Annotated in this window: 24 protein-coding genes and 1 tRNA gene; 13 read left to right on the top strand and 12 right to left on the bottom strand. The window is 36.0% G+C overall.

The genetic code is table 11. The annotated features are described in order from the left end of the window. The first annotated feature begins 26 nt into the window (after positions 1-26). Positions 27-350 (top strand): metal-sulfur cluster assembly factor, encoded by a 324-nt coding sequence (locus tag ACOQN3_RS01095; protein WP_420544652.1) that lies wholly within the window; start codon positions 27-29, stop codon positions 348-350. Here ACOQN3_RS01095 and ACOQN3_RS01090 read toward each other — a convergent pair. The 4 genes from ACOQN3_RS01090 to ACOQN3_RS01075 are packed head-to-tail and all read right to left on the bottom strand — an operon-like array spanning position 347 to position 3,607. Further along, positions 347-1,114 carry a succinate dehydrogenase/fumarate reductase iron-sulfur subunit gene (locus ACOQN3_RS01090; RefSeq protein WP_420544651.1) on the bottom strand — a complete coding sequence of 256 codons (768 nt, stop codon included), beginning with the start codon at positions 1,112-1,114 and terminating at the stop codon, positions 347-349. The two genes, ACOQN3_RS01095 and ACOQN3_RS01090, sit on opposite strands and share 4 nt — an antisense overlap. A gap of 2 nt (positions 1,115-1,116) precedes the next feature. After that, entirely contained in the window at positions 1,117-1,461 is a 345-nt protein-coding gene (locus ACOQN3_RS01085) for a succinate dehydrogenase (RefSeq protein WP_420544650.1), read from the bottom strand. A gap of 1 nt (position 1,462) precedes the next feature. Further along, complete coding sequence (locus ACOQN3_RS01080) at positions 1,463-1,894, bottom strand: succinate dehydrogenase (protein ID WP_420544649.1); 432 nt, start codon at positions 1,892-1,894, stop codon at positions 1,463-1,465. Next, positions 1,895-3,607 carry a succinate dehydrogenase/fumarate reductase flavoprotein subunit gene (locus ACOQN3_RS01075; protein ID WP_420544648.1) on the bottom strand — a complete coding sequence of 571 codons (1,713 nt, stop codon included), beginning with the start codon at positions 3,605-3,607 and terminating at the stop codon, positions 1,895-1,897. Positions 3,608-3,702: 95 nt separating this feature from the next. Here ACOQN3_RS01075 and ACOQN3_RS01070 point away from each other — a divergent pair, with 95 nt between their 5' ends. The 3 genes from ACOQN3_RS01070 to ACOQN3_RS01060 all read left to right on the top strand — a co-directional run bounded on the left by ACOQN3_RS01070 (position 3,703) and on the right by ACOQN3_RS01060 (position 6,461). Then, complete coding sequence (locus tag ACOQN3_RS01070; RefSeq protein WP_420546575.1) at positions 3,703-4,209, top strand: PadR family transcriptional regulator; 507 nt, start codon at positions 3,703-3,705, stop codon at positions 4,207-4,209. Positions 4,210-4,257: 48 nt separating this feature from the next. Then, entirely contained in the window at positions 4,258-5,547 is a 1,290-nt protein-coding gene (locus ACOQN3_RS01065; RefSeq protein WP_420544647.1) for an MFS transporter, read from the top strand. 65 nt (positions 5,548-5,612) lie between these two features. Beyond that, a complete protein-coding gene (locus ACOQN3_RS01060; RefSeq protein ID WP_420546574.1) occupies positions 5,613-6,461 on the top strand; it encodes an isocitrate lyase/PEP mutase family protein in 849 nt (282 codons plus the stop codon). A 26-nt stretch (positions 6,462-6,487) separates the two neighbouring features. On the opposite strand, the gene ACOQN3_RS01055 is transcribed toward ACOQN3_RS01060, so the two are convergent. Further along, on the bottom strand, positions 6,488-6,775 hold the full coding sequence (locus ACOQN3_RS01055) for a DNA-binding protein (RefSeq protein WP_420544646.1): 288 nt from the start codon (positions 6,773-6,775) through the stop codon (positions 6,488-6,490). A gap of 55 nt (positions 6,776-6,830) precedes the next feature. Here ACOQN3_RS01055 and ACOQN3_RS01050 point away from each other — a divergent pair, with 55 nt between their 5' ends. Next, on the top strand, positions 6,831-7,451 hold the full coding sequence (locus ACOQN3_RS01050; protein WP_420544645.1) for a HEAT repeat domain-containing protein: 621 nt from the start codon (positions 6,831-6,833) through the stop codon (positions 7,449-7,451). Here the strand turns inward: ACOQN3_RS01050 and ACOQN3_RS01045 are convergent. Next, positions 7,433-7,506, bottom strand: a tRNA-Ala gene (locus tag ACOQN3_RS01045). The two genes, ACOQN3_RS01050 and ACOQN3_RS01045, sit on opposite strands and share 19 nt — an antisense overlap. Positions 7,507-7,629: 123 nt before the next feature. On the opposite strand from ACOQN3_RS01045, the gene ACOQN3_RS01040 reads away from it, so the two are divergent. The 6 genes from ACOQN3_RS01040 (at position 7,630) to ACOQN3_RS01015 (ending at position 11,872) form a co-directional block, all read left to right on the top strand. Further along, entirely contained in the window at positions 7,630-8,475 is an 846-nt protein-coding gene (locus ACOQN3_RS01040) for an FAD-binding oxidoreductase (protein WP_420544644.1), read from the top strand. A gap of 48 nt (positions 8,476-8,523) precedes the next feature. After that, positions 8,524-9,135, top strand: coding sequence for a hypothetical protein (locus ACOQN3_RS01035; RefSeq protein ID WP_420544643.1), 612 nt, complete (start codon positions 8,524-8,526; stop codon positions 9,133-9,135). Positions 9,136-9,268: 133 nt separating this feature from the next. Further along, the gene (locus ACOQN3_RS01030) at positions 9,269-10,186 is read left to right on the top strand and encodes a branched-chain amino acid transaminase (protein WP_420544642.1); all 918 of its coding nucleotides are present in this window, start codon (positions 9,269-9,271) and stop codon (positions 10,184-10,186) included. After that, positions 10,187-11,122, top strand: a complete 936-nt coding sequence (locus tag ACOQN3_RS01025) for a Gfo/Idh/MocA family protein (RefSeq protein WP_420544641.1) — start codon at positions 10,187-10,189, stop codon at positions 11,120-11,122. It begins immediately after the preceding gene. Positions 11,123-11,130: 8 nt separating this feature from the next. Further along, positions 11,131-11,388: a Trm112 family protein gene (locus ACOQN3_RS01020; RefSeq protein WP_420544640.1), complete on the top strand. Its 258-nt coding sequence runs from the start codon at positions 11,131-11,133 to the stop codon at positions 11,386-11,388. A gap of 4 nt (positions 11,389-11,392) precedes the next feature. Next, positions 11,393-11,872 carry an acyltransferase gene (locus tag ACOQN3_RS01015; protein WP_420544639.1) on the top strand — a complete coding sequence of 160 codons (480 nt, stop codon included), beginning with the start codon at positions 11,393-11,395 and terminating at the stop codon, positions 11,870-11,872. Here ACOQN3_RS01015 and ACOQN3_RS01010 read toward each other — a convergent pair. Genes ACOQN3_RS01010 through ACOQN3_RS00990 form a run of 5 tightly spaced genes read right to left on the bottom strand, consistent with a single transcriptional unit; the run spans position 11,869 to position 17,848 of the window. Continuing rightward, positions 11,869-12,099 carry a hypothetical protein gene (locus ACOQN3_RS01010; RefSeq protein ID WP_420544638.1) on the bottom strand — a complete coding sequence of 77 codons (231 nt, stop codon included), beginning with the start codon at positions 12,097-12,099 and terminating at the stop codon, positions 11,869-11,871. The genes ACOQN3_RS01015 and ACOQN3_RS01010 overlap by 4 nt on opposite strands. Next, positions 12,096-13,091: an MraY family glycosyltransferase gene (locus ACOQN3_RS01005; protein WP_420544637.1), complete on the bottom strand. Its 996-nt coding sequence runs from the start codon at positions 13,089-13,091 to the stop codon at positions 12,096-12,098. The genes ACOQN3_RS01010 and ACOQN3_RS01005 overlap by 4 nt, the downstream gene beginning before the upstream one ends. Continuing rightward, positions 13,088-15,253, bottom strand: coding sequence for a DEAD/DEAH box helicase (locus ACOQN3_RS01000; protein WP_420544636.1), 2,166 nt, complete (start codon positions 15,251-15,253; stop codon positions 13,088-13,090). The genes ACOQN3_RS01005 and ACOQN3_RS01000 overlap by 4 nt, the downstream gene beginning before the upstream one ends. Further along, complete coding sequence (locus tag ACOQN3_RS00995; protein ID WP_420544635.1) at positions 15,250-17,337, bottom strand: minichromosome maintenance protein MCM; 2,088 nt, start codon at positions 17,335-17,337, stop codon at positions 15,250-15,252. Before ACOQN3_RS00995 ends, ACOQN3_RS01000 begins: the two co-directional genes overlap by 4 nt. Further along, positions 17,330-17,848, bottom strand: coding sequence for a hypothetical protein (locus ACOQN3_RS00990; protein WP_420544634.1), 519 nt, complete (start codon positions 17,846-17,848; stop codon positions 17,330-17,332). The genes ACOQN3_RS00995 and ACOQN3_RS00990 overlap by 8 nt, the downstream gene beginning before the upstream one ends. A gap of 195 nt (positions 17,849-18,043) precedes the next feature. Between ACOQN3_RS00990 and ACOQN3_RS00985 the strand changes: the two genes are divergently transcribed. Together ACOQN3_RS00985 and ACOQN3_RS00980 are read left to right on the top strand one after the other, a co-directional pair. Continuing rightward, positions 18,044-18,997, top strand: a complete 954-nt coding sequence (locus tag ACOQN3_RS00985) for a replication factor C small subunit (RefSeq protein ID WP_420544633.1) — start codon at positions 18,044-18,046, stop codon at positions 18,995-18,997. Between the two features lie 101 nt (positions 18,998-19,098). Then, a complete protein-coding gene (locus ACOQN3_RS00980; protein ID WP_420544632.1) occupies positions 19,099-20,712 on the top strand; it encodes a glycosyltransferase in 1,614 nt (537 codons plus the stop codon). 368 nt (positions 20,713-21,080) lie between these two features. Here ACOQN3_RS00980 and ACOQN3_RS00975 read toward each other — a convergent pair whose 3' ends face one another. Then, complete coding sequence (locus tag ACOQN3_RS00975) at positions 21,081-23,573, bottom strand: fibronectin type III domain-containing protein (RefSeq protein ID WP_420544631.1); 2,493 nt, start codon at positions 23,571-23,573, stop codon at positions 21,081-21,083. Positions 23,574-23,589: the final 16 nt, after the last annotated feature.

Genomic DNA, 23,589 nt, shown 5'->3' with positions numbered 1-23,589 from the left:
TATATAGCATCGATGCTTTTGCCGACATGAGCCAAGATATCAAACAGCTTAGAGTCAAGATCTTTGACGAGTTATCAAAAATAGTAGATCCTGAAATCAATACCTCAATTGTCGAATTGGAATTAATTGACGAAGTGGATATTAACAATAATGATGTAAAGGTTGATTTACACTTGACCAGTCCTTTCTGTCCTGCTGTTTTTGGATTCAAGATTTGTCAAGACATACACGATAATCTGTTAAAAGTTGATGGAGTAGATAATGTCAAAGTGAATGTTTCAAATCACTTTATGGCAGAACAGATAAACAATCAAGTAAACAACAGTCCAAATCCTAAAAAATTAGGTTAACTTCTAAATCCTAGCAGGTAGCCTCTTAGTAGTTGGATACCCATTGCAGGATCAACACCCTTAGGACAAACTTGACTACAAGAACCAGCAAAATGACATCTCCAGATTCCGTGAGATTCGTCAATAACCTTTAATCTAGAATCTTTTCCTTTATCTCTACTATCTGCAACATACCTATATGCTTGGGCCAATGCTTGTGGACCAACAAATGAAGAATCAGTAGCCATAGTAGGACAAGCAGAATTACACAATCCACATTTGATACAATTGGCAAACTGTATGTATTGTTCCAATTCTTCAGGAGATTGTAAGAATTCTTTTGCATCGGATTCTAATTCAGTGTCATCTCGTATAAGATAGGGTTTGATCTTATGATGAGTATCAAATAATCTTTCGAATTTAACTGCGAGATCTCGAATAATAGGAAAGTTGTTCATAGGTTCCACTGTAACTATATCAGAATCAAGTTCACTAATTTTTGTAAAGCATGCTAGTCTTGGTTTTCCATTAATTATCATGCCACATGAACCACATGTTGCTTGTCTACAGGAATATCTAACGGCCACAGAATGATCAAAATGTTTTTTCACCTCTAAGATTGCTTCTAGAACTGTAGTCCATTTCTCATAAGGGATTGAAAATTCCATAAACTTGCTAGAATCATCTTTTTCTGGATTAAATCTGGCAATTCTTAGAGTGATAGATTTTGATGGAGATAAAGGAGTAGATGTCTGTTCATCTGCAATACTAGAAACTTGAGCCACTTCTATACCATCCCCATGTTTGTCATAATAATTGTTCTGGAACCATATGCTATCAATGCAATCATTGCTGCAAAACAACCATAAGATACAGCTTTTTCATAGGCCTTTCCTTGTTTTAATTCTAATAAGATAACTCTAAGACCATTGAATCCATGAATAGATAGTAAAATGAGGATTAGTTCCAACATTATTGCGTATGGAATAAACCTGTAATTTGCAAGCACATTTTCATAATCTAATGATTCAGCATATCCTTGTGTCATACGCATTAGAATATGGACAGCTACCAAAGCAACAGCTGCCAAAGCAGTCCCATAATGAATTTTCATAATTGTACTTTCTCTCATATCATTCACCAAACATTACTGCCATACCATACATCATTGCAATTGCTGCAAGAATAATTGCAGAATAAATCCCTATCTTATGTCGGTAGTTTTGGGATGCTGGATCATACGGATAATCAGGTCTAGCAGGTTTTCCAACACCGACTCCACCATGTCCTAACATCACTCGAATTCCATTTACAGTATGAAAAACACACATAGCAATTACAATGGACATGATGATGTGTCCCTCAGTGCCTCCAATGAGATCCATGAATTCATCCCATCCAACTCGTCCTCGAAGAATGTTGCTTGTTTCATAAATATGACCTATAAAATATGCCAAAAGTCCCAGTCCACTTAATCGCATTAACCAATACGCTACTCGTTCAATTCCAAATCGTCCAGGATTTGCCATCCCTTTGATGCCTTCTTTATGTTCGTCTTGAGTCATCTAGTATTTTCTCTCCACTGGTTGATACTTAGTAATTGTGACAGGGTGGGTTTTCATAATTGGTTCGTTTGGATCATAATAAGCAAGGGTATGATGTAAAAAGTTTGCATCATCACGTTTAGTATAATCAGTTCTGGCATGTGCTCCACGAGATTCTTTTCTGTTAATGGCACCAAGTAAAACAATTTCTGCTACACGGAACATGGAATCTAACTCCATAACATTGGTGAAATTTGTGTTATACTCTTTTGCTTTATCATCAACATGTTTCCAAGTTTGTTTTTTTAATTCTCGAATTTTCTTAAGACCTGCAACTAGATCAGTCTCGTTTCGGTAAACGTATGCTTTTTCATTCATAGTATCGGTTAATTCTTGTCTTATCTCATATGGATTGGCATTACCATTGCCTCTAAAGATTCCATCATAGATTCTTTTTTCTTCAGATGCAACCAAATGATGTGGCCATGGATTTGATGAAGTAAGATTTTGAATATAATCTACTGCCAATTCTCCTGTTACTTTACCCCACACAATACATTCAGATGTAGAATTAGCACCAAGGCGATTTGAACCATGTACACTATTACAAGCTGCCTCACCTGCAGCCCAAACTCCTTGAATTTCTGTTGCACCATTAATGTCAGTATGTAGACCTCCCATCATATAGTGACATACTGGTCTAATGTCTAGTAGTTCTTGAGCAGGATCAATTCCTGAAAATTTTATGGATATCTCTCGGATTCCTCCTAATTTTTCTTTAATTTTTTCATCGCCAATGTGTCGTAAATCCAGTTTCATACAATCAACACCGGTTTCATGCTTAAACCCACGTCCTTCTAAAATTTCAGTCATGATTGATCTTGAAACAATATCACGTGGTGCCAACTCCATTTTACTTGCAGCATATTTTTTCATGAATCGTTCTCCTTTGTTATTTAACAAATAACCACCTTCACCTCGTGCACCTTCTGTAATCAAAATACCTGAAGGTAAAATTCCAGTTGGATGGAATTGTACAAATTCCATATCTTTAAGGGCCATTCCAGCACGTAATCCCATATCAAGACCGTCAGGAGTAGAAGATAATGCATAAGTTGAAAAGCTGTATAAGCGTCCTGCCCCACCAGTTGCAATTATCAAAGCTTTGCCCTTTATTGTATAAAATGTACCAGAGGACAATTCAATTGCAGTAACTCCCATGAATTGTTTTTGATCATGAATAATCGAAGTTACAAACCACTCATTTAGATATTCAATATTTTCAAATTTTTGGCAAGTGTCATACAATGTTTGCATTTCAAAAAATCCAACTTTATCAGAAGCATAAGTTGCTCTAGGAAAGCTGTATCCTCCAAAATTCCTTTGATCAATTCTTCCATCGGTTCTTCTAGACCAAGGCATTCCCCAGTGTTCTAATTGATGCACTTCCTTTGGCATCTCCACACAAAGTCTCTCTGCCACATCTTGATCTGCTAGAAAATCACTTCCTTTTACAGTGTCATAAACATGAGACTCGATTGTATCTCCTTCATCTTCAAATAGTACAGCTGCAGTTCCGCCCTCTGCAGAAACAGAGTGTGAACGCATGACTTGTAATTTAGAAACAATGCCAATTTTGAGATTAGGTCCCTTCTTTGCAGCAGCTATTGCTGCTCGCAAGCCTGCAAGGCCAGATCCACATATTATTAGATCAAAATCTACAGAATCAACCATTTTTCAGACAACCTTGCTAAGAGCGGGTTAAATATGTAGTAATTGACAAAAAATCTTCGAAATATTCAAATATATCACTAGTGATATTGCTAGTGATGATATCAGAATGGTTTCAAAGAGTAGGAAGCTCAGTACCGAGAGGATTTTCCAGGTATTTCATTTTAGAATTATTGAAAGAGAAGCCCCATACTGGAAAAGAAATAATTGATTATGCAGTAGAGCAAAGCAATGGTGTTTGGAAACCATCACCGGGATTAATCTATCCGCTACTTGGAAGATTGTTAGATGAAGAGTTAATTGAAGAAACAGAAGGTAGGTATCAGCTAACCAAAAAAGGTGTGGAAACAGCCCAAGACGTAGACAAGATAAATGAAATTGTGAAAAAACAATTAGACGTTTTGTTCAGATTAGGAAATGTCGGAAAATTTGTAGCAATGGATCTTCTTGAAAAAATATCTACAATGGGATCTATTCTTAGTTCAAATATTACAAATATGACAGAAGAAGAAACTCAAAAATATAAAAAATTCCTTCAAGAAGAATTAGCTAAAATTGATCAAATGAATTCTCAGAAGAAGGGGAAAGAGAGCAAAATTGAATAAGAATAAAATTTGAAAAGTAGAAATTAATCTCTTTTTTCATATCTGGTAATGACCTCACTTACTAGACAGCAGAAGTCCATAGTTTTTGGATCGTGGTTAGGTTGGTCATTAGATGGATACGACCTGGTGTTGATGTTACTTGTAATTCCATTAATTAGCACATTATTTTTTCCTGCTGAGGACCCAACATTTTCACTATTGACTACCTTTGCAGCTTACATCATCACTTTAATTATGAGACCTTTTGGAGGAGCATTTTTTGGAAACTTTGGGGACAAACATGGACGAAAAAAAGCTATGATAATTACTATAATGGGTTTTTCGGCTGCAACGTTTGCAACAGGACTACTACCAACTTGGCAAATGGTAGGTGTTCTTGCTCCAATTTTACTAATTGGATTAAGATTCATGCAGGGATTTTTTGCAGGAGGCGAATGGGGCAGCGGAGCTGTAATAACTATGGAAACAGTACCCAAAGAAAAAAGAGGAATACTTTCAGGATTTTTGCAAAGTGGTTTTAATTTTGGATTTGTACTTGCATCAGTGGTATTTTTTGGAGCCGTGTCATTATTTCCAGAAGAACAATTTGTAGACATTGGTTGGAGAGTGATGTTTTTCACAGGAATAATTCCTGGCATAGTTGCTTTATTTGTCAGATTTAAGATGAATGAGTCAGAGGTCTGGCTAAAAAAACAAGAAAGCAAGAAAACAGAAAAAGCACCACTAAAGAAACTACTTTCCAACAAAGACGGCAGAAAGAAATTCATTTTTTCTCTTATTTTGATGACCGGTCTGATGTATGCATATTATACCTCAATTGGATTTTATCCAACATTTTTGCAAAATTACGTTGAAGTAGAACAATTTCAAGTTTCGATGTTGATGATAGTGGCTACAACTACATCCTTGTTTGGACAAATATTTACGGGATATCTTAGCCAAAAAATTGGCAGGAAGAAAACAATTTCAATTTTTGCAATAGCAGCCATTATTGTTGCAATTCCTGCATTTTTTGGATTGTATTATTCGGAGACTGTTTTTGAAAGAATAGCATATACAATAATTCTGATAATGGTTGCAACTACGGGATTTGGACCAATACCTGCATTTTTGTCTGAAAGATTCCCTACGGAAGTACGCAATAGTGCAAGTGGATTTATTTACAATGGGGGTTTGATTTTTGGTTCGTGGGCGCCATTAATTGCAGTGACAATGATATCCAAAGGAGTTGAATTGATTCCAATATTTCTAGGAATAAATGTGATAATTGGTTCGGTGATTATTTTGATTGGTGCAAAAATCAATCCAGAAACAAGAGATGTAGACATCACGAAATAATACAAGAATTTTTAAAATCATAAATAATTCAGTGAAAAAATAGAAACGTGAAAAGTTTACGTAGAATGTTAAAATCAAAAAAACCACTTGTCATTCCAGGGGTTTACGATGCAATTAGTGCCAAGATTGCCAATAAAGTAGGATTTGAAGCTATGTTTCAAACTGGATACGGCACATCTGCATCTTTGTTTGGAATGCCAGATTATGGATTCATCGGTGCAACAGAAACAATAGACAATGCAAGAAGAATTTGCAGAGCATCAACAGTACCCGTAATTGTTGATTCAGATACAGGATATGGAAACGCGCTGAGTGTTTGGAAATTAGTTAAAGAGTTAGAAGCGGCTGGAGCATCAGGTATATTTCTTGAAGATCAGAAATGGCCAAAAAGGTGTGGCCACATGCAGGGAAAAGAAGTAGTATCACAAGAAGAATATACTGAAAAATTATCAGCAGCAATGGATGCAAGAGAAAGTAAAGAATTCATAATTGTTGCAAGAACAGATGCAAGAGCAACAGAAGGACTAGATGCGGCAATCGAACGAGGATTACAAAACAAAAAGACTGGAGCGGATGTAATTTTCGTTGAAGCACCAAAATCAATAAAAGAAATGGAGAGGATTGGGAAGGAGATTAACGCGCCACTAGTTGCAAATATGATTGAGGGAGGAGAAACACCACTGACTCCTTCAGAAACATTATCTAAAATGGGATTTAATATCATACTTTATCCCCTATCAGTATTGTATGCCAACACCTATGCAACTTTGAATATATTAAAAGAGTTAAAGAAATCCGGAACAACTACAAAATACAAACAAAAAGTTGTAAATTTTGATCAGTTTAACGACTTGGTAGAACTCTCAAAATTCAAAGACATGGAGAAAAAATATAGATTTACAAAAAGAGAATAAAAGAAAAAATTTCAAGTAAAGTTTCTTTATGCTTGATTTCTCTTTACTTCAATTTCTATTGTTGAAACGTTTCTAGTTCTACCGTCTTGCGATTCTAATGACTCTGAGCCAATTTTAATTTCGCCTATAGAGTATCCTGCATTTTCAGTTTTTCGTGCAATGATTTGAGCTACATCCACAGCACGTCCAATGCTGAGTCCTCTAGCTTTGATGTTGACGGCAGGCAAGTTTGCCAATTGAATTAGCGTTGATGTTACATATGCCATCAATGGTTTCTTACCAATGAATATGGTGTCTCTGGCTTCGGTTGACATACGATTTTAGGTATTTAAGGATAATTTAAAGCTAAGAGGATTTTTTCAGAATCAAATGAAAAAAATTGAAAGAATTGAACTGTTATTAACAGTAAAAATTGAATTTAATGAGAACTTGGAAAATATTATGAAAGTTTTGGAATTTGGCAATAGTAAAGAAAAAATTAGAATATTAGAGGGTTTGCCTGAAACCGAGGACGAAAATATTATTGAAAAAATAATTTCAAGATTAGATGATGACGATATTGAAGTAAGAGGAGAAGCCTTTAGTTGGCTCATACTAAACAAAATGAAAATTACAAAATTCTTAGTAAAGGCACTTGGTTCACCAAGTAAAAACATCAGAGGTTTTTCAGCATTAGTATTGGCAAATAGAAATGATGTGGATTCAATTCCAGAAATCATGAGACTTGCAAATGATGAACGATCTATGGTTAGATCCTGCATAGTGGGTGCTTTAGGATATCTAAAAGCTCATGAGGCCAAAGAGATAATACTTAAGTCAATTTTTGATCCAAATCTAGAGGTTAGAAAGAGCGGACTTCAGGCAATGATTGATTTGAAAATTCCAATTTCAGATAGCAAGATGAAGGAGTTTATTGAAAAAGATGAGGATTTAGAGATGAAAAAATTAATGGTAAGAATAAAAGAAATTAGTGGACCGGAAGGGATTTGAACCCTTGATCCGATGCATGCCATGCACCTATCCTACCAGACTAGACGACCGGCCCATTATCAGAATTCTGATTGAATAAGATTTTTCAAATTGGTTATTAACGTTTAGCGGTTAATTCAGATTTAGTTTATACGATTAACACAATATATTTAACCGTCAATATGGTGATTGAATCGTTATGGTAGTGGATAACAAAGCAACTGTCACTTATGTTCAATTGTTAAAAGAAGATCTTGTAATAATCAGATTTGTTCCAAAAGACGGTCCAGTACCTGAATACAAAACAGGACAGTTTATCACATTAGGGTTACCTAATCCGACAGAAGGTGGAAAGATTGTAAGAAGAGCATATTCAATTGCATCTCATCCAGAAAATAGAGATTACATTGAGCTTGTTATCAGATGGGTTAGAAAACCACTTCCAGGAAGATTGACTACGCAAATATTTAACGCAAAAGAAGGTAGTGAAATTCTTTGGTTAAAACCAACTGGACGAGCACTGCTAATTAGTGAAGAATTGCCAAATGGAGAAAAAGACAACAGAAGAATTGTCTGTATAGGCGGAGGTACAGGTATTGCACCATTTGTCAGTTTTGCTCAACACTTGCATGACACAGGAGATAAACGAGAGATTATTGTTTTACACGGTGCTAGTTATGTTGATGAATTAAGCTACAAAGATTTGTTAACTGATTTAGAAAATGAGAGTATTGCAAAAGGTAAAGATGTTTGGAATTTCAGATACAGAGCAGCAATAAGTAGACCACAAGAATGGTTTAACAGATCTTGGTCAGGTCAAGTAGGAAGAGTTGAGACATTTCTAAGACCAAGAGAGAATGGAATTTCGCCACTAGAAGAGTTAATTGGAGATAAGATCACAAAAGAGAATACAATATTCTATGTTTGTGGATGGCAAGGAACAATAGATGGAGTAATGGATTTCTTAAAACCAAAAGGATTCGTAACAGAACATGACAAACGTGAAGACGGAAGCTTTGAAGTCAAATACGAATCATACGGATAAAAAAATCAGGCCATCATTGAAATATCAGATTCACAAGTTCAGATCAGTTTGATCACTGCTCTCTATCTTGCTCACTTAAATCCTGTAACAAATGCTCATGTGGAGATAATTTCAGAACTAATAGACAAAGCAGACAAGGTAAAAGTAATGCCAGTAGTTTTCAAAGATGATAAAAGAGAAATCAACAGTAAAAGCTTTCCATTTAACTTTCAAACTAGAAAGAAAATGCTAAAGGCAGTTTTTGGAGATAAAGTAAACGTTACAGACGACTATGCGTTTTTTGCGCCATTTAAAAAATACATGCCCCCACTTTTGTCACCAAAGTCATGGCAATTAAGAAAACAGGTTCTCAGAGGAGTTGAAGGAGATTATTTTTCATACACAGGAGACAAAGCAGAAGGATACATGCTGAAAATTTACAGATTAAAGCCAAAAATTGGAAAAAGACGCTCATTATCTGCCACATCTGTAAAAGAAAAGCTCTATGAGGCAGCATTAGACAATAAATCATCATCTTGGAAGGAAGACGTTCCAAAAAGTGTTGTAAAAATAATAGAAGAAGACTGGGAAACAGTCCAGAAATTTGCAAAAATGGAAGATGAAACCACAAGAGTTGCAGGAATGAAATTTCCAAAGGAAGGATGGTCAAAAAACAAATGACAGTTAGACTAAATCACAAAGAATTCTTCTAATACATATTATTTAGCAGAGGGGATGATTGTAAGTATCAATAATTTCAAAAAAATTATTGTAATTGAAAATAGATTAATACGCACTTTGATAAAATTTTACTATGAAGCTTCCACTTTCAAAATATGTTTGGTTTGATGGAAAATATATTCCAGTAGAAAAAGCTAAGGTTCCCATTACAACTCATGCAATTCATTATGGAACCTCAATCTTTGAAGGAATTAGAGCATATTGGAATGAAAAGAACTTGTTCATATTCAGACTTGAAGAACACGTAGAAAGATTCAGAAGGTCAGGTCAGTTTTATAATATTTCATTAAATTTTTCTGATGAGGAAATTACCAATGCAATAATAGGAATATGCAAAAAAAATAAAATAAAAAAATCTTGCTACATAAGACCATTTTATTTTGTTGGAGATTACGGAATAAACTTGCATGTTACCAAGGATGCACCTACCAGTGTTGCAATCTTTTCTTTTCCTTTTGGAGATCTATTTAACAAAAATGGCATAAGTGCAGGGATTGTGTCGTGGAGAAAATTTTCAGATGCATCAACACCAACACAAGCAAAGATGGGAGGAAATTATCTTAATTCAATAATTGCAACACAAGAAGCAAAGAGAAATGGAGTTGATGAGGCAATATTACTTGATCATGTAGGAAATGTCAGTGAGGCCCCAGGTGAGAATATCTTTATTGTAAAAAATGGTCAATTATTGACACCGTTACTTACATCATCTGCACTTGATGGAATAACACGTGATGCAATAATTAAAGTGGCAAAAGACTTAGACATAGAAGTCCTGGAAAGAAACATCACAAGAAGTGAGCTATTAGCTGCAGAAGAGGTTTTTTTGACTGGAACAGCTGCGGAGATCACGCCAGTCACATCCATAGACTCACAGATAATAGGAAACAAAAAGCCAGGAGACATTACAAAAAAGATGATGCAAGAATATACAGACATCGTAATGAATCAACATGATTCGTTTGCACATTGGTTAACTGCGGTGTATTAGATGAAAATTGTGCAGATAGGAACTGGAGGATGGGGTAAGAACCATACCAGAATTTTGAGCCAGTTAGGAGTACTAACAGCAATATGCGATTCAGATAGTAACAGAAGCAGAGAATATGCAGAAAAATATTCTGTGAAGAGTTTTCAATCAATAGATGACGTGATAGCATCAGAGGAGTTTGATGGAGCTATAATTGCAACACCTACATCAACTCATGTAAAGATTGCAAAAAAATTGCTGGAAGCAAAAAAACATGTTTTTGTTGAAAAACCAATGACTTACAAAGCTGAAGATGGAGAGATGCTTGCAAAGCTTGCACAAAAAAATAAAGTTATTCTCACATGTGGATACATTGAACGATTCAATCCAGCAGTAGATACAGTAAAGACAATCATTGATGAAAAAAAATACGGAGAGTTAGTCATGTTAGAATTTCATCGAGAAAATAGAATGCCTTTACATATAAAAGATGTTGGAATAATCTACGATACATCTGTACATGATATTGATACTGCAAACTGGTTATTTGGAGACATGCCACATGTGGTATTTGCAAGAGCAGGTAAAATAAGACATGAACATGAGGATTTTGCAAGCATCATGCTAGGATACAGCGATGACAAAGTTGCCATTATTTCATCAAATTGGATTACTCCGAAAAAAATCAGAAAATTCAATGCAGTATGTACAGACGCAGTAATTTCATCAGATTTTATAACACAAGAGATCATTATAGAAAAAAATGAAGAAAGTACTACAATCCAAAATGAAAAGAAAGAGCCACTATTACTAGAAATTCAAAGTTTTTTGGGAGCAATTGAAGGTAAAAATCAACAACTAGTTTTGTCTCAGGAGGCAATCAATGTTACCAAAATTGCCGAAGCTGCACTTTTATCTAGTCAGAAAGGAGTTCCAATATACCTAGATCTAAAATGAATAGGAAAATGATTGATATTTTAGCATGTCCAATTGATAAAAACCATCCTTTAGAATTATTTGAAAGCAAAGCAAAAGAAGACATAATTTCAGAAGGGGCATTATTTTGTACAAAATGTTCTAGGTTTTATCCTATTATTGAAGAGATACCCATCATGCTTCCAGATGAATTAAGAGATAAAAAACATGAAATGGAGTTTCTTAAAAACAACAAAGAAGCACTGCCTGAAAAGATAATTTCAAAAGGAAAACCATGGCATTTGTGAAAACATGACTGTTACAAATTTTATTTCAGAAAAGACAAGGATTGGAAAAAATGTCAGGATTTGGCATTTTGCATATGTTGGAGACGATGTGGAAATTGGAGACAATGTAAAGATAGGATCCCTTGCACATATCGATTATAATGTAAAGATAGGTGAAAATACAAAGATTGAAGGACAAGCATACGTTCCTCCTCTTTCACGAATTGGAAAAAATGTATTCATTGGACCAGCAGCAGTTCTCACAAATGATCCTTATCCAATGTGTGATAAGATGGTAGGAGTGACAATAGATGACGGAGCAATTATTGGTGCAAGATCAGTAATCAAAGCAGGGGTAAGAATAGGAGAGAACAGTGTTGTTGCAATGGGAGCAGTGGTTACTAGAGATGTTCCAGACAATACAGTGGTGATTGGAGTTCCTGCAACTATACGATATACTAGAGAAGAATATGACAAAAAACAAAGAAAATGGAAGGAAGATTAAGAATTAATTTCTTTTTTGAATATCCAGTTTTTTAATTTAGATAATATCAAAATCCACAGTATAACCAATATTACTGCAATTATGGCCTTTATTCCAGAGGAGATAAGCCAATCTAGATCCCCAAATCCAGATACAGAGATAGGTCCCAGTACAGTTACCATTATTCCACCTCCGATAAGAATTAGAACCCACATTGCAAAAAGAAATCCAAATATTCCTGCCTTCATATAGAAATCCCCCTTGTCATTAATGCAGTAATTATTGCCAAGGATCCAGAAAACACCGCGAGTTTGAATATCGCCATTGCTACTTGTTTTTCAGAAAGAGGGCCACCTGCAAGAATCAATCTAACCAAAGTTACAGGAGCAGATTTGTCATTTGTGGCTTTTAGTTTCATATCATCTGTGTGTTCGACTGGCTTTCCCTTTAGCTGTCTGTGTTCTACGATTCGTTTTACACTAGACAAAAACAAAAATGAATTGATAACTGCAGGCAACAATACGACTGCGGCTATTATCTCCACCCCGCCAATAATTGCAATACAACCATACATTGCACCCAATGTTAAAGCGCCTGAATCACCAGGAAAAATCTTGCTTGGAATTTTATGGAATTTGTAAAATGCCAATGAGACAAAACCTAGAGGAAGACTAACTATGGCAATCTCATAATTTTCCAAAATGAAAAGACAGATTGATAGTGTAAAGCTTGCAATCACCATGAATCCACTGGCAACGCCATTTAGAACATCAATGGAGTTTATTGTATTTCCTGTAATTGGTATCATCAAAAATATCAATGCAATGTAGAGCGCAGGTATCTGAACCGAACCAAATAAAGGAAAAGACAAATCCGAATCATACACACCAAACACAAGAATTGGTATTGCAGCTATTGCAAGGGTTACAGGTTTAAACCAACCACCCATAACTTTTCTATCATCTATAAAGCCAATAATAAATGCAGCAAAAGTGGTAATAATTAGCGCAAGTATTTCATTTATCTGAAAAAATCCGTAAAGAATTAACTGAGATGCTAATATTCCTACAATTATAGAAGGACCACCTGGACGCACTACCATCACATGCTCTTTCTTATTTACATCTTGGACTGCCAGATTTCTATTTTTGAGGAATTTTATTAAAAATGGAGTAAAGAAAGACACTACAAAAAAAGCAACAATACAAGAGACAATTGCAGGGAGTACTAATTCAATCAATATCTAATCCTTCGTAGTTCAATCTTTATGTTATCTGCAATTGTTGAACCAATTTTATCTATTTCTGCTAATTTATTCACAGGAATTTTTGTCAAATCATCCAGATTCCTGATATTGTTTTTGTAAAGAATTCTAGCTCGAACCCTACCAATTCCTTTGACTCGTACAAGATCAAGCAGTTCTTCACGAATTCCGTAGACAATCCTTTTTCTAAGATTATCAAGTTCATCCAGCAGATCTGCGCGCTCTACATGTTTTGAGATCTCCCGTAGACAGTAAGAGAGCCAATTTGCAGTCTCTGCCATCCTGTGCATGTCCCCAGATTCTATGCCCAAGTTATCAGAAAGGGATAGCTCAGAAGATTCTGTTATCCATGCATTTAAGGCAAGTAGGCTTCTTGAGCAGTCATATTCTGAAATAGATTCGAGTAATTCTGAAGAATTGTTCTCAATTAAGACACTGGCAGCCTCATAATCCTTGTTCCGTAGCGAAAACTTTGGAAAGAATTCATCACATTTTGATATCAGGTGCAAAAATCCAAATGTGTGTTTGCCATCTGGAGAGATATTTTCAACTGCGTCTCGAAAAGACGTTGCAGTAAGAGGATCAATATACAACATTGATGTCTTTTTTCCAAATTCTGTTGCAGCATATCTTTCACCTTTTTTTACTATCAGATATTCGCTTGAAAGAAATCGCAATGAGATGTCAATTGCAAACTTTATGGTGGGCTTGCGTGATTGCATTCCACCCAATGTCTGCAAAAAAAACTCCAGAATCTCATCTTTTTTGATTCCAGGATTTGTGACCACAACGCTCAGAACATGAGTACGCAAAGACTTGTCATCAGTTATCTTTGATATTATTGGTTCAGGTTCTCCATTAATGTAATAGTCAATCAGATCCTCAGTGTTTCCATTTCCAACAATAATTGATTCACCATAGTCATCATACTGCGGTCTGCCTGCTCTTCCACATAGTTGCTTGTATTCTAAAATACTGATAGGTCTGTTTGCCCCAACCTTTGCATTATATCTATTAATGTTTGAGATTACAACTCTTCGGGCAGGAAGGTTCACTCCGGCTGCCAAGGTAGGAGTAGAAGACAATAGTTTGATTGTCCCTTTACGAAATTCTGTTTCAATTGTATCTCTGCAATTTTGGTTAAGCCCAGCATGATGAAATGCAACTCCTTTTTTTATGAGCAATGCAAGTGTCTTTACTAATTCAGTATGTTCATTTTCAGACAGGATTTTCTTTGAGGTTTTCTCTAAATTTTTCAGATCTTTTTTTTCTAAAACCTGGGAAACTGCATCTGCTGCCTTTGTTGCAAGAGATTTTGAACGAGTTCTAGTTTCGGCAAAAACAAGAGATTGCCCACCTTCTTTTACTGACTGAACCCCAAGGTCAATAGGAGTTCCACGTATGCTTCGTTCAACCTCAAATGTTTTGCCATCACTCATAGTCACTTCTCCTCCATCACACACACCTTCAGATAGCGGTACTGGTCTCCAGTCATTTTTTACTAGATTACATCCAAGCCAGTCAGCTAGTTCTTCAGAATTGGTAATTGTTGCGCTAAGACCTACAATCTGGGGTTTTGTTTCTAGTAATTTTAGCTGAGTTAAGATCATCTCCAACGTTGGACCGCGACTCTCATCTCCAATCAAGTGGACCTCATCACTGATAACCAGACCAATATCCTCAATCCATTCAGCACCGTGCCTGATAATAGAATCCATTTTTTCATTAGTCAAAATCAAAATATTGTTTTTTTCTAGATTCTTTTCTAGATTCTCAAAATCCCCAGTAGAAATTCCTACCTTGATTTTTTTGCCTAAAGGAATCTTTTCTAGTTTTTTGAACTCTGTAAATTTTTCAGCTGCCAATGCACGTAAAGGGCTTAGATAGATCACCTTTTTGCCAATACCATTATGATTAAAATCATCATTATCACTATTATTTTTGGAGAGGTGACTTAGCATTGCAAGCATCGCTATCAGAGTTTTTCCACTTGCAGTAGGTGCAGAAACAAGAATATTTTTTCCGTCCATCAATCCCAACTTTACGCTATCTGCCTGTGGCGGATAGAGTTTTTCAAAGCCTTGAGAATGTAGAAATTCAATTGCAGAATCAGGTAGAACTAATTTGGCTATTTTCATACTCGGTTATAATGACCGGGTTTTGATTCATAAATAGATGCTTCTCTGAGCATTCTTCTAATGTAGTTTCTTGCTTCTTCTTCTGTGAATTTTTCAGTCTTTTCAAGTTCCTTGACAAACGCTTTTTCCTCAACGGGTACCTTGTTGTCACCTTCAAGTCCTTTGAGGATATCCATGAACAACTGCATCTTGGATACTTCACTTCTGGGTTTTCCTTGTAGCACACCAAGATCAACTTTACCTGTGTTAACATCAACACCCGCATCTTGCAACATGCTCTGAACTAGAAATATTGCGCGTTCGGCATCTTCTTCTTCAACTTTATCTTTCATCAGAAGTCTTGCTCTGGCAGTAGACAACCTAATAATTCCTTCAAGTTGTCTAGGAGTAACCGTAATCATCTCTTCAGATTCTACATTTCTCATTTGCAAATAATAGTCTAGAATTTTCTCCTCTGCTTCTTTTGTAAGATCAGGTGAAGAACGTTTTGCGTACGCAAGATATTTTGTCAGTAAATCAACATCAATAACTGAGCGCTTGTCTGTTCCCTGAGGAGTATGCAGTTCAATAATGTGTCTTGCAATTTTTTCATCTCTTTCTTTGGTAGGAATATCCCTTACAACAAAAATAAGATCAAATCTTGTAAGCAATGGAATAGGGAGATTTACATTTTCAGTGATATTTTTGAATGGGTCATATTTTCCATACATTGGGTTTGCTGCAGCCAAAATAGAAGTTCGGGCATTAAGTGTTGCAACAATACCTCCCTTTGCAATACTGGCTGACTGCTGTTCCATCACCTCGTGCAGGGCACTTCTATCTTCAGGTTTCATTTTATCAAATTCATCTATACTTACAAGACCTTGATCACCTAGAACAACTGCACCTGCCTCAAGCATCATGATTCCGGTTTTATCTCGTACTACAGCAGCAGTAAGTCCTGCTGCAGTTGAACCTCTTCCTGAAGTATACAACCCTCTTGGTGCGATTCTTGCACAAAACTTTAGCATCTCACTTTTTGCAGTACCAGGGTCTCCGACTAAAAATACGTTAATGTCACCCCTAATCTTACTTCCATCTCCAAGGGGCCTTTGATTTGATCCTACAATAAGCAACAAAATCGCCTCTTTGATTAATGACTGTCCCTGAATATGGGGTGCAAACGAATCAATAAGTCTCTGATATACATCTGGACTCTGTCCTAATGCCTTGATCATTTTTTCTTCTTCAGGAGAAATTTCCTCTCTTTCTATTTTACGAGATGTTTTAGATCCACGACCACCTAAAAATTCAATATTATTTCCTTCAATTCTTAATCTGTATAATCCGCTGTGTCCTCTCTGCACTCCTGAAACAGATTCTTGTTCAACACGAACAATACCAGTTAGGATAATTCTATCACCTGGACGAGAATTATCGACAAGGTCTTGCCTAATTGTAACATCAATGTAGTGAGGAAGTTGGCCAGGAGGTAGATCCTCAGGAAGTTCCTGGAGTCTTAATATTTGAAAGTCAATGAATTTGCTTGCCTCAGGTTTTAGCTCAAAATCTCGTTGCTTACAGTTTGGATTATCACATACTACTGGGATTTTTACATCCATTCCCTTTAGTTGGATTACTTTGGTTTGGTGTTCATCAGGACAAACAAAAACAAGTTCTTTTGCAAGAGGTTTTACTTCAGATGCCCTCACTACCATTCCAGAGACACTGGTAATTTTTCCAATTGTCTCTGCATTGATTTGTCTTAGACTTCTTTGTAGAGGATAATTTACTAGTCTTACTCGAACTTCATCTTTAATTTTTTCAGCATATTCAGGAAATCGTATCTGTAATGCTTCTTTGATTGCTCTGGAGAAAGCATCAAAGATTCTGTCTGGATCATCAGAGAACATGGTTTCTATTTCTGGCTCCAATACCAAATCATTGTAATCGACTATGATGTATTTTGCATTCTTTGGCATCATCTCATCGATTGCCTCTATGTACTTGTAATTTCCAAACTTGTCCTTGAATCTAGTAAGAAAGTCTCTTACCTTATCAGACAATGCAGAATCAGTAAAAGTGCTGGTTTGTTGTTTACTCATTTTGATCTCCCCTTATCTGTTTTTCAAACTCTACGCTATTGTCGTAGATTGTTTTGTAAAAGATATTTTCCTCGACTGTTAGCTTGTTGTATAGATCAGAATTGAGTTTGATAGAGTCTGCAAGCTTTACTAGTTTGCCTCGTCTCATCCTAAATAATTCAAGCATCATACTTTCAACGCGATCAAAATCATCTCGATTCAGATGTTTCATGGACTGCTTTAGTTTAATGTAGAAATGTGGATCAAGTCCAGATATTTGATAATCTCCTGCCATCTTTTCTTTTGACAAGGCTTGTTTGAGTGCCGTTATCATGTCAGGAGCATCGATTGTGGCCAAGTTGTTATCAGCCAGAATCTGGCCAATCCATTGGGGCATATTGATTACCTCTCCTTGAGTTCCTTCAGTTTTCATTCCTGCAACATTAAATTTGATATCTTGATTAACTGTAACTTTAGCATCCTTTAGGGCATATCCAATAGAATGCACTTTTGCTACTTTCTCTATTTCCATTTGAGATCACTTATCATCTCTTAGATCCTCATGTATGGGATCGATCAATTCTATTAACAATTTAGTGAGATCAATTGATCCTAATTAACCTCCGCCTGATCGCACAATGAATACCGATTTTTGAGATTTTAATGTAAGGTATTTTGCAATAACCAATCCGGGTTTATTAATGGGGTTTGAGCCAATTGAACTGGTATGTCCGTAGAAGCAGGAATGTGGGTAGAAAAGTATCGACCTACCAAACTATCAGAGGTAGTAAACCAGACTGATATAGTAGGTAGTCTCGAGGCCCTAATCAAAGATCCCACAGAGATGCCGCACCTAATGTTTTCAGGATCGGCAGGAGTAGGAAAAACAACTGTTGCACTTTGCATTACAAGACAGATTTTAGGAGAGTATGCCAATGACTACACACTTGAGCTAAACGCATCAGATGAAAGAGGAATCGGCATGGTCCGAGAAAAGGTAAAAAAGTTTTCAAGATTTGCAGGCATGGCAGATGTTCCATTTAAGATAATCATACTAGATGAGGCCGATGAGATGACTTCAGATGCTCAGACTGCACTTAGAAGGATCATCGAGGATACTGCAAAGATTTGCAGATTCATACTAATTGCTAATAATATTTCAAAGATAATCGATCCAATCCAGAGCAGGTGTGCAATCTTCAAGTTTACTTCAATTTCAGAAGAAGATGTAATTGGCAGACTAGAGGAGATTGCAAAAAAAGAGAAAGTCAAAGTAGACAAGAAGGGATTAAAGGCAATCTATGACTATTCAGAAGGAGACCTAAGACACGCAATCAACATCTTGCAGGCAACTGCAAGTTTGGGTGCAATAAATGAGACAAACGTAAAGGCCACGTCAGGACTTTCAAAGACTAGCGATGTTGGAGACGTGCTAAAGTTGGCGCTATCTGGAAAGGTTGCAGAGTCAAGAGAAAAGATGATTGAGTTAATCAAAGTATACGGAATGTCTGAATCAGACTTTCTAAAATACATCAACTCGGTAGTCTTCAAATCAAAGCATTCTAACTTGGCAGAGATTCTGGAGATAATTGCAAAATACGATTATAGAATTCTAGTTGGCGCAAATCCTGAAATTCAATTATCTGCAATGCTTGCAGAGATAGCAAATGTAGAAAAGTAGATTTTTTGTGTATTTTTTAATTAAAAACAGCGGATTTGATTCACATAAATGCTTCTATATGTTTTTCAAATTGGAAATTGATAGGAATACTCCACGGATATTTGTTAGAAGGTTCAGGAAGTAACATTTGGACCAGATCCATTGTTAGATCATTATGCAGAAATGGAGAAACCGTTCACCTTGTTTGCCAAGAAAATCACCCTGAGAAATATGATTTCATATCTGAATTTCACTACCATTCAGATGATTCTGACCAAGTAAAATTCTCTCGAGATGTTCCTTATGAAGGAAAATGCATAATGCATAAGCCTCAACTAGGAGATGTACTTCCGGTTTATGTTTGGGATAAATACGAAGAGTTTCCAAATGCCACCCCAATGATAAAACTATCAGATTCCGTAATCGAGGAGTATGTAAGACGCAATGCGAAAGCTGTGTTAAGCATAGTAGAGCAGTATGGACTAACTGCATTGCATGTAAATCATGCTGTCCTGATGTCAGTGGTAGCTCAAAGAGTAAAAAAGATCACTTCCGTTCCTTTTGCAATAATGCCGCATGGAAGTGCTTTAGAATATGCTGTTAAAAAAGACAGAAGATTTTTGGATCTTGCAACTAGTTCGTTTGAATCTGCAAAAAAGATTTTTGTTGCCAGTGAGGAGATGAGAAACAGACTTTCAGACATTTTTCAATCCCTTCCTGAGATCAACCAGAAAATGGTTCGACTTAACTTGGGAGCAGATACAAGCCTTTTCAAACCAATTTTACATGACATGCGAGTTCATAACATAGAGAAGCTTTGCAAAAAATTACAGTCTGTTTCTCGCGGAAAGGTGAGAAAACAATCAGCGATACTGAGAGAAAGTCTTCAACCTGATCTACAATTACAAGAGATTACAGAGTTGATTACATCTACAACGGATTATCAGATAAAAAATCCAGACGAGGATATTGAAATCAAACTAAGAGGAATAGATTGGAAGCATGACAAGATCATTCTGTTTGTAGGGCGTCTCATAGCTGGTAAAGGAATCCAATCTTTGATAGCATCTCTGCCATTGATTTTTCATATGCATCAGGATGTAAAAGTGATAATTGTTGGACATGGACCTTTGCGTGAGATCATGGAGATCTTTTTGTGGTCCTTGGAAAAGGGTCAAAGAGAGTTAGTCAAGAGAATTGTCATGTGGGGCAAATCTCTTGAAGGAAACATAGACAACATATCTTCTTTTGAACATGTTCAGTCATTTTTTGATGTTTTGGAAAAAAACAACGAGTTAGATTCGTACTATCAAAAAGCAAGAGCATATGTGAACTCTGACAGAGTACTCTTTACAGGTTACTTGGGACACGAGGAACTATGCCATCTGTATCCATGTTGTGATATAGCCATCTTTCCATCTATAGTAAAGGAGGCAGGACCATTAGTATTCTTGGAGTCAGTCGCCTCTGGTTGTTTTCCATTGGGCACATATTTTGGCGGAATGGCAACAAACATAGATTCAATTTCAAAGAAACTGCCAAACCAGAAAGATACAGAACTAATGAGGATCAGCATAGAAAAGGAAGATACCATTTTTGACATTGTCAAAAACATTGATGGAGCATTATTGCTTGACGGAAAGTATCGATTTAAGTTAAGTGAGATAGCTCATGAACTGTATGATTGGAGTAGTATAGGGAAAACAATTTTGGCAGAGCTGAAATCAATGCACTAGTTTTCGTCAGATCATATGTGCAAATCAATCAATGATCAAACAGTAACTGGATTCATAGAACCAATGCAGGAAAAAAATTTGTCATGAGGTATGACGGTTTATGGTTTCAGACAAATTCAGATATCTAAAAATTCAGATTGCTGGCAGATCTATTTTTTGATGTTTGAGTTTGGTTTAGATTGATTTTCTCGGTTGTGTGACTACATAGTTCGCAGGCAACAAAAACCAAAACGCAAAGTGCCTAGAAGGTTTTTGGTCTTAAGCTCCAAAATGTAATTCTTTTCTTGTGTATTGAATCGATATACAAAAATAATTTAACTGGGATTTATCCAATCATTTTTGTAATATTTTTATCAAAAAAACTAATTTCATCTAAGTCCCAAAGTTTCTATCATTACACGCATCTGTTCTTTTACAATCATGTCAAGATTTTCAATTTTTTTTGTTAACTCTTCAATATCTGCTCTTAGTTGATTGTTTTCATCTTGAAGTTGTTGGTTAGCAGACTTTAGTGCAGTATTCTGACTTTTTAGTATTTCAAGTTCATTGTTAGATGTTACGGTTAGATCATTTATAGATGATGATATTCCTGAGGAGGGTTGAATAGATTGCTGTGGATTTGATTCAGATGCCTCATTGCTAGATTCATTTGATGTGGAAAAAGAGTTTCCAATATCATTGTTGCTATCATCATTATTCATAAACGTGGTAGTTTCCTGAATACGGCCATTATACGTCACTTCAACCGTAAATTCACCATTGATTTGCCATACAGACGATTGACGTTGTAATGGCGAAATTATTGCCTCAAAGGAATTATCATTATCAATAGAAATGCTTCTTGCATACACAATTACATCATCAGAGGAAATCACTCTCAAACCAAGAGGGATAGTTTGACTAGAATTATTTGTTGTTCCAAATATCTTGACGGAATCATTGGGACCATATACTGTCTTGTCAGTGTCTAGCGTAATCTGTAATGTTTGCAATGTTGGAGATGATTGTTGTGATTGTGTTTCATCAATAGCCTGTGCATTATCAGAGGATACTATTGTAGCTTCAGCCATATCTGAAGGCATACTTTCACCAAATGAATTAATTGCAGAAACACGGTACTGATATGTCAATCCCGCAGTAAGACCAGTGTGGGAATATGATGTGATGGAAGGATTTCCTGTATTTGTAACCAAAATTGAATAGTTGAACTCTTCACTTGTCTTTGATTCTATCTTGTAGCCAAGCAGTGGTGATGAACCAATATCAATTGGTGCAGACCATGACAAGTTGATTCTGTTTTGTGAGATCGTAGTGGCTTGCAAATCTACTGGTTGGGCAGGAACATTAGTTGAGGACGAGGATGATATGATATTTGAGTCATTGTTGATACTATTATCATCCTGCGTGGAACTAGAATTGATTTCATCCTTCTCAGGATCTGTTATCAGCGTATTTGCAAGATTTTCACTAGATGGTTCACTTGTCCCAAGATCATTTATTGCGTAAACACGATAGATGTAGGTAGTATTTGGAATTAATCCGATGTGGGAGTATGTAGTATCAGTACTTTCTGTACTATCTATTACTGTAGAATAGGATGAATCATTAGCGGTTCTTACTTCGATTTTATAACCAGTAATTGAATTATTATTAACTGAATCATTTTCTGGTGCAGACCATGACAAGTCTATTTGAGTAGATAATACAGGTTTAATTTTTAGATCAGTTGGACGATCAGGAACATCATCAGGTGCTGGAAAGCTAGAATTAGTATCGTAGTTGTCATTACTATTATTTGATGTTGAGGAAGAAGATAGAGTTACAGTAGCTGTCTCAGAAACGTCAGTTGCACCACGTAGATAATTGGCAGCTACTACAAAGACATATGATTTATCTGTCTTTAGATCAGATATAGTGTGGTTAGTATCAGAACCAATGATGCTGGCAATTTCAGTATATACACCAGGTACAATCTCTTGTTTTATTATGTATCCCTGAATAATTTGACCATATGTTTGAGTAGGTGGATTCCAGGTTAATTCAATGGATGTTGAAGATACTGCCTTTGCCACTAAGTCAGTTGGAACATCAGTATTCTCAATGTCTGTATTTTGTGAACTAATGCTATTGCTGAAAGTTTTCACAGTGGTACTGCTTGAAGGCTCACTTTCTCCTGCAGGACTTATTGCCAAGACTCTATATGCATAAACTGTATCAGGAATCAGATTCGTGTGAGAATAAGTAGTATCATCATTTCCAGTGTTTTCCACAATTATTGAATAGTTTGGGTCAGTGTTTGTCCTTGCCTCAATCTTGAATCCAGTTATTGAAGTGTCACTTTCATCAGACAAGTACCAAGAAAGATCTACCTGTGTGTCTGAAATTACGTTTGCCTTTAGATCAATGGGAGGATCTGGTACGGTATCAGACAATGGTGGAGACGAAGAGTCTTGTTGATTGTCCTCAGACTCTTTGTTAAAATTATTATCAGAAGATGAGGATGATGAAACAATCTCAAATTCTACAGAATCCTCAACATCATTATAACTAATTATTATTTTATAATTTCCCGGTATCCAGGTAATTGTATCATATGAGGTAGAAAATACATTATCGTTTACGGGAGTGTAGGCATTTATGATAGTGTTACTATCAGAATCAATAATTTCAATCTCTACTATGTTAACTTGTTCATTAACATCTTGAAGATCAAGAGTACCAGATATTTTGACCAATTCGCCTTTGAAATAAACTGACTTATCAGTATTAACATCAGCAAACGCCAAAGAGGGAGTAAACAAGACAACAAAAAATAATAGTACTGTACTTGCAACAAATAAAGAATTGTTTTGATTGGACACCAACTTATTTCTAAAA

Source organism: Candidatus Nitrosopumilus sp. (assembly GCF_965223225.1).
Taxonomy (GTDB): Archaea; Thermoproteota; Nitrososphaeria; order Nitrososphaerales; family Nitrosopumilaceae; genus Nitrosopumilus.
Note: the sequence above shows the minus strand (reverse complement) of the source record. Positions and strands in the feature narration are given on the sequence as shown.

Bases quoted from the DNA above. Each gene is read 5' to 3' on its own strand.
- ACOQN3_RS01095 (WP_420544652.1), top strand. From the start codon at position 27: ATGAGCCAAGATATCAAACAGCTTAGAGTCAAGATCTTTGACGAGTTA.
- ACOQN3_RS01085 (WP_420544650.1), bottom strand. From the start codon at position 1,461: ATGAGAGAAAGTACAATTATGAAAATTCATTATGGGACTGCTTTGGCA.
- ACOQN3_RS01080 (WP_420544649.1), bottom strand. From the start codon at position 1,894: ATGACTCAAGACGAACATAAAGAAGGCATCAAAGGGATGGCAAATCCT.
- ACOQN3_RS01075 (WP_420544648.1), bottom strand. From the start codon at position 3,607: ATGGTTGATTCTGTAGATTTTGATCTAATAATATGTGGATCTGGCCTT.
- ACOQN3_RS01070 (WP_420546575.1), top strand. From the start codon at position 3,703: ATGATATCAGAATGGTTTCAAAGAGTAGGAAGCTCAGTACCGAGAGGA.
- ACOQN3_RS01065 (WP_420544647.1), top strand. From the start codon at position 4,258: ATGACCTCACTTACTAGACAGCAGAAGTCCATAGTTTTTGGATCGTGG.
- ACOQN3_RS01060 (WP_420546574.1), top strand. From the start codon at position 5,613: ATGTTAAAATCAAAAAAACCACTTGTCATTCCAGGGGTTTACGATGCA.
- ACOQN3_RS01055 (WP_420544646.1), bottom strand. From the start codon at position 6,775: ATGTCAACCGAAGCCAGAGACACCATATTCATTGGTAAGAAACCATTG.
- ACOQN3_RS01050 (WP_420544645.1), top strand. From the start codon at position 6,831: ATGAAAAAAATTGAAAGAATTGAACTGTTATTAACAGTAAAAATTGAA.
- ACOQN3_RS01040 (WP_420544644.1), top strand. From the start codon at position 7,630: ATGGTAGTGGATAACAAAGCAACTGTCACTTATGTTCAATTGTTAAAA.
- ACOQN3_RS01030 (WP_420544642.1), top strand. From the start codon at position 9,269: ATGAAGCTTCCACTTTCAAAATATGTTTGGTTTGATGGAAAATATATT.
- ACOQN3_RS01025 (WP_420544641.1), top strand. From the start codon at position 10,187: ATGAAAATTGTGCAGATAGGAACTGGAGGATGGGGTAAGAACCATACC.
- ACOQN3_RS01020 (WP_420544640.1), top strand. From the start codon at position 11,131: ATGATTGATATTTTAGCATGTCCAATTGATAAAAACCATCCTTTAGAA.
- ACOQN3_RS01015 (WP_420544639.1), top strand. From the start codon at position 11,393: ATGACTGTTACAAATTTTATTTCAGAAAAGACAAGGATTGGAAAAAAT.
- ACOQN3_RS01010 (WP_420544638.1), bottom strand. From the start codon at position 12,099: ATGAAGGCAGGAATATTTGGATTTCTTTTTGCAATGTGGGTTCTAATT.
- ACOQN3_RS01000 (WP_420544636.1), bottom strand. From the start codon at position 15,253: ATGAAAATAGCCAAATTAGTTCTACCTGATTCTGCAATTGAATTTCTA.
- ACOQN3_RS00995 (WP_420544635.1), bottom strand. From the start codon at position 17,337: ATGAGTAAACAACAAACCAGCACTTTTACTGATTCTGCATTGTCTGAT.
- ACOQN3_RS00990 (WP_420544634.1), bottom strand. From the start codon at position 17,848: ATGGAAATAGAGAAAGTAGCAAAAGTGCATTCTATTGGATATGCCCTA.
- ACOQN3_RS00985 (WP_420544633.1), top strand. From the start codon at position 18,044: ATGTCCGTAGAAGCAGGAATGTGGGTAGAAAAGTATCGACCTACCAAA.